Raw genomic sequence first — 5,965 nt, forward strand, 5'->3', positions numbered from 1 at the left:
ACGTTTCGGCCAATCCTGCGGCTGGCGGAACTGCTGCCGGTGGAGGGATCTACACCCATGGAGATACTGTCAATCTTTCAGCTACCCCCAAAGAGGGATACAGGTTCGTCAACTGGACAGAGAATGGAGCGCAGGTAAGTACTAACGCCAGTTATTCATTTACGGCTACAAAGAACAGAACGCTAGTTGCGAACTTCACGACTATAAGTAAAGGAACGATCCAGATAAACAACACCACGATGGATGGTTTTGAGTATATAGACATATACGCCGAAGGTTTCGAATTCGGTGTTGCGGCGATCGAATACGTTTTGAGTTTTGATCCAGCAAAGCTGAATGTAATAGCCATGTCTAACGATGCCGGTCTTGGATGGTCGCTTGCGAACATGATAAGAAACACCGGTGGAATAATCCATTTCATCGCAGGAGGTCAACCCGTGAACCTCGCGGCAAGGACTAAGATAGCAACTATTGCAGTACTTGAGATCTCATCTGGAAGTACAACCATCGGTTTTACTGGCTATGTATATAATGATTCTCCAGTCGAAACTGCGGTAGCCGATGACAGCCAGCCGCCTCAGGTATTCAAGAGTCCGAATATTACTCTGATTCCAGGCACGATAACCATAAACTGAATGGGGTGATCTGATTGAGAAAATTAGCCTATATCACCGTTATGTTGATCTTGCTGATTGCACTTACGGCCTGTCCACCGATAAACAAGAAGCCCAGTGCTTCAGATGTAAGGATCACAGGAGATACCGTTAGCGGGCAGAAAGTAAAGGGAGAATACACTTTTCTGGATCCCGAACAAGAGCCTGAAGGAGCATCCGAGTACAAATGGTATCGTTCAGACAAAGCCGACGGCACTGGTCTTGAGTCGATTCCCTTAGCCACTAAACGTGAGTATTTGCTCACTTCGCAAGACGCTGGTAAATTCATGTATTTCGAAGTCATACCGGTAGATATAAAGGGAAAGGCTGGGGACCCAGTGAAGAGCGCGGCTTCCACCATAGTTGTTGCAGGGCCCTCCTTCGAAATAATCGATACCACTTTAAACAGGAACAGTCTTGGAAGCTTTGTTGTTAAAGCCAATAACTTAGGTGAGATAAACGCCTTTGAAGTTGTATTTGAGTTCGATACGGAGTATCTTACATGTCCCGGTATAGTCCAGTCCCTTGTCGGGGGACTTATAATAATCAAGCAGCCTTCCGAAAGTGTTATTCACGTGGCCGTGGCCGGACTGAAAGATCTCGATGTTCAGAATACGGAGCTGCTGAGAGTATTTGTCAATGTACTTGACAAAGCCGGCAATACGGAGATACTCTTCTCCGAATATGTTAGCGAAGGAAATGTTAAATTCAGTACCGGTGTGATTCCCGAGATTAGTGGACTCGATCTGTCTGATACCGGGATAATCACAATCCAGTAGGGGGGTCTGAGATGAAAATAATGACATACATCGTGTTTATATCTATTGTTGTCACAATGCTTATGGCTTCATGTGTCGGACACTTTCCGAGGTTCGATCAAAGCGGCCGGTATATACTCCAGAGACTTCCAGACGGAGCCGAGCTTTATGTAAGAGAAGGAATAGATGCAATAGAGATAACTCTGGTTGGGGAAGGTCTCAAAATTGAAGATCTATCTCCTCTTCAGGGAGTCTTGATAATAACACGCAGCAACCATTCGGATCTGACCGTAGCCATTTCCGGCTTCAGGAATGTTGATTTCTCCAGGCCAGTACTTCTGATCTCTTCGGAACACGCGGCCGGCATAGCTATCTCGAAGTGTGACACAATCGTTTTGAATCGTATCTCCAATTCTTATTGGAAGCAGAATAGCGTGGATCCAGAACTAATAGGCGATTATAACGGAGACGGCTACATCACACTGTCCGATTTTGCTTCGTTCGCTCCCGCGTATGGCTTCTCGGAAGGTTCGCAAGAGTACGATGAGAAATTCGATGTTGGTGCATCTGAGAAACAATACTCGGGAATCTGGCAGAAAATCTTTTCAGTTCCCGGAGCTCCTGACGGCTCGATAACCCTTGCGGATTTTGCGGTCTTTGCCAACAACTACGGCTTCGCAAATCCTTATCTCGGGACCTGGAATTTCACGGGAACCATAGACTACGAAAGCTCAACATATGGATATGTGAAGGCGACCGGAACCGGTACGCTGGGTATTAGCCAGCAGAACTGGGAGATGTCCGGTCCGGTAGAGATAACGGCCAGCTCAACCTACACCGACGAACACGGGAACGTTAAATCCGAGGAATTCAGTATTGAGATTGATTCGGTGGATATCGAGTTTACCTCCACTGAGATGACAATCACCGGGACTATGGCAAATCCTGTAAATGGTGCTAAGTACGATATACTGATGAAAGGCAAACTCCGCGTAGAAGGCGGCGCTATCTTCGCTGAATCATCTGGTACAGGTGAAGGCTACGGCATATTCCTTCTCAAACCGGTAAGAAAGATAGGCGAATGGACGGCCCACAAATAAAACGAAAAACAGGAGGGGGAAGATGAAGACTCGAATCATAGTTCTTTTCATTGTTCTCTTGGCACTAACACTCGGAGGATGCTTCTGGAATAGACACTTCGACCCGAAAAACGCTCCTGCCGTTTTTGGTACCTGGCAACTTGAAGGCAAAGTGAAACATGACAACACCACAATCAAGGGTACCGGCACAATGAAGATCACTTATCAGGACGGAAACACCATAAAAGGCTGGGGAAGCACGATGCCTCCTGGACTTGATGAACTGATAAAAGTCGATGTCGAAGGCACAGTAACAGACAAACCCGATAATTTTCTCACCGTCACCATGCAGGTACGATATCCGCCCGTGTTTGGGGAGATGAGAGATGTTATACTAAACGGTACGGTCACAGTCACGGCAACCGGCACTCTTATCAACGACGGAAAAATCTACCTCGATAGCCTTGCAAGAGAAATTGGCGAATGGACCGGGACTTTGAAGAAATAGCGGCTCTCCTCTAGAATAACAGGACAATTTCTCCTTTCTTTCACACGATAATTCTTGAAGAACACATAGTGTTTCCATGTTATTGTGGAAAAGAATACCTTTATACTGAAGTCCCCAAACTGAACAAGCAAGAAATACCTATCTGAAATGATTTCAGAGAAATGAAGTGGTTATTTCTGTCTACGTTTTCTGAGTTGTTTCAATCCGACGAGTTCAAGCGCTTTCCTCTGTACCTCGTTAGGAGTTGTCATTATCGTGAATGAAGGCATCTCCGGTATTGCAGGTAAGATAGCATCGTTACAGACAATCGTACTCATTTCAAATAGAAGAGTCTGAAAGCTGTGTGCCGGTGTCCCGTCACTCAGCTTCTTCTTTCTCTTCTTCTCAAGAGCCCTCCTCCCTTGAGGGAGGACTTAAAATCAGGATCATCAAGAGCCAATCACAGCACATATTGTCAAGGGAGAAGAAGCACAATATGATTTCTATTTAGGGCTAACTTATGGGAAATGATGAGCTCCCTCGAGGGAGGAATTAAGATCAGGAACATCAGGAAAAAACCAAAGCATTCGCACAAGCACCAGTATATGTTTGGCATTTGATTCCCAGACTTGTGGGTGATGATGAGGTTTCTCTTGCATGAGATATGGCAAGGACGTACTGTCAAAATAAAGCTTGTGAAGAACAGGGAGCCAGACGGCATCATAAATGACTAATCGTGTTTTCCATCGGGCATGTTTCATCGGTACTAATCTAAGTTCTGGGGGGCCTCGCTGCCTAAATCAAATTGAATGTCTTAAGCGTAATGTTAAGCATTATTACAAAAAAGACTACAAACAAAGCTCCCATGAGCAGCTTGATCTTTGCTGCTGCCTGAGTGGAAGTCATAAACTCCTGTATCTTCTTTGTTGATGAGCTGAAATAAGCAATGAGAGTAATCGCGATTATTGGAACAGTGAAACCGAGATTATATACTATCAGGAAGCCCAGTGCCCGAGCTGACATTCCGGCGCTGCTTATGACATACACTATCGTCGGGAGATATATCTGGCCCGTGCACATGAACTCCACAAATGAAACCAGTATTCCGGTTATTAGCGATGCGATCCAGATCGTCTTGACCTTCGCGTTCTTTCGGATTATCTCGTGAGTCTTGCGCTTCAGGCCTTTAGAGAGTTCAAGCACAGCCTTCTTACCTTTGTACCGCATTCTGTAGAAGTCAACGACGGAGAGTATTGCCAGAACTGCGGTGAAGACCGTCATCGCCGGATAGAATACAATCTGAAAGAGACGGGAAACGCTGTCGATGTACCCTGCGGCGCCGAGAAGACCCGTCCCCATAGCCAGATAAGCGGCAAAGATTCCAATAGCGAAGAACAGGCCGGCCACAAGTATCTCGTTTCTACCCCTTCCAACATAATAAAGGTACGAAACCAGAAATATAAGGACGGCAAAGGCACATGGGTTTATCCCGTCGATAAGACCGGCTCCTAGAACGACGAATAGACTGAACTGGCTGTATCTTTCCGTCAACACTTGACTCACGTCTTCCTCGAGTTCATCTATCTCCCGTTGCTTTTTCTCCCGTTCTTCCGAGGAGTAATTCAACATGCTATCAAGAACTGCCGTCGGATCGAGGTTTGATGGGGTGAAGGCGTCTTTGCCTATAAAAATAAGCGGGACTAGATCTGCCTCGCTGTCATTGACGTTGTAAACCCTCGTGTATTTCAGCTTGAGCTCCTGATTCTTCGATTCGGTAAGTAAATACTTGTTCAGAATCACTTCTTCTTCCACTTCATATTTGAGACTGTCTATCATCATCTCGGCCTCGAAGCACTCCTGACATGTGGGAACTCCGAAAAAATCAATAATCACCGAAGCGGTTGCCGAAAGACAAATAAGGCTAAAGAAAACAAGAAGTAGAGTACGTTTCATACATTCACCCCGTTAACCACACAAAGTTTGTCGCTTTTGGATTTCTAAGATTATACCACCCGGGTAATAAAGCTTGCTTTACTCACAAGAAATCGAAAGAGATTTCCTTATCATTAGCGAGGAAAAAAAGGTGTATGCCAACTCATTTGGTATTTGGCAGTCCATGGTTTATAATATTTCTCAAGATCCTTGCTGCATCAATTTGATAAGGAATCTCTGTTGGTTTTTTGAGAGAGGCTATTTATTTGACATGGATTCTGTAAACGTGATAAAATCAGAGTGGCGCTTTTGTGGGTTTGTGGTTCATAGTCCGGAATGCTCTAACGATGTTATTGATGTTGTTCTAGAAATATAAACTGTTACAAGCAAACGCTTCTTAGGGGGTGTTCAAGGTGGCAAAGCGGTCTCGTGTTCTGTTGATTCTTGTTCTGTTTGTTGGTCTTGCTTTTCTCCTGACCGGGTGTCTAAAGAAGATTGATCTCAATCTTACTATAGCTATCCAGGGTCTTGGAGAGACCGATCCTGCCGTTGGTATGCACACTTACAAGTATGGAGCCAGTGTGACACTTACAGCGACACCGGCAGAAAACTATGATTTCAAGGAATGGGAAATTGGGGGTCTGGGAAGCTTTAGCGAAAACGTTAAAGAAATCGTGTTGAAAGATTCCATATCGGCAACAGCAGTTTTTGTAAAGAAATCTTTCGATATAAAAGCTTCGGTTGACCCCGAAAATGGTGGCACGGTAACAGGTGCCCGCTCTTATGTTTTTGGCGACACAGCTTCACTAACAGCTGTGGCTGCTGAGGGATTCAAGTTCGTTGAGTGGACTGAGAACGGGTTACCCATCAGTTCAGACAATCCGCTCGAGTTTGTTGTAAGTGCTAACAGAGCGTTTGTTGCGCATTTTGACAACGAGTACATGGTCACTGTGGATGTCATCCCTGAAGAAGGCGGAATGGCTTCCGGTGGCGGTAAGTACGTATTCGGATCTGAAATAACGGTAGTAGCCACTCCGGCAGAATGCTACGACTTCG

Annotated in this window: 6 protein-coding genes; 5 read left to right on the forward strand and 1 reads right to left on the reverse strand. The window is 45.3% G+C overall.

What is annotated here, in order from left to right; translation table 11 throughout:
- The 4 genes from B3K91_RS11640 to B3K91_RS11655 form a co-directional block, all read left to right on the forward strand.
- The coding region (locus B3K91_RS11640; RefSeq protein ID WP_292590599.1) for an InlB B-repeat-containing protein at positions 1 to 635 on the forward strand (635 nt) is incomplete at its 5' end.
- Positions 636 to 649: 14 nt separating this feature from the next.
- Complete coding sequence (locus B3K91_RS11645) at positions 650 to 1,432, forward strand: hypothetical protein (protein WP_103133814.1); 783 nt, start codon at positions 650 to 652, stop codon at positions 1,430 to 1,432.
- An 11-nt stretch (positions 1,433 to 1,443) separates the two neighbouring features.
- On the forward strand, positions 1,444 to 2,511 hold the full coding sequence (locus tag B3K91_RS11650) for a hypothetical protein (RefSeq protein ID WP_103133815.1): 1,068 nt from the start codon (positions 1,444 to 1,446) through the stop codon (positions 2,509 to 2,511).
- 22 nt (positions 2,512 to 2,533) lie between these two features.
- Positions 2,534 to 2,998: a hypothetical protein gene (locus tag B3K91_RS11655; protein ID WP_103133816.1), complete on the forward strand. Its 465-nt coding sequence runs from the start codon at positions 2,534 to 2,536 to the stop codon at positions 2,996 to 2,998.
- Positions 2,999 to 3,772: 774 nt separating this feature from the next.
- On the opposite strand, the gene B3K91_RS11660 is transcribed toward B3K91_RS11655, so the two are convergent.
- Positions 3,773 to 4,930 (reverse strand): cytochrome c biogenesis CcdA family protein, encoded by a 1,158-nt coding sequence (locus tag B3K91_RS11660; RefSeq protein WP_103133817.1) that lies wholly within the window; start codon positions 4,928 to 4,930, stop codon positions 3,773 to 3,775.
- 392 nt (positions 4,931 to 5,322) lie between these two features.
- Here B3K91_RS11660 and B3K91_RS11665 point away from each other — a divergent pair.
- A partial coding sequence (locus tag B3K91_RS11665) for an InlB B-repeat-containing protein (protein WP_414674588.1) occupies positions 5,323 to 5,965 on the forward strand: 643 nt, incomplete at its 3' end.

This window comes from Mesotoga sp. UBA5847, from assembly GCF_002432735.1.
GTDB lineage: Bacteria > Thermotogota > Thermotogae > Petrotogales > Kosmotogaceae > Mesotoga.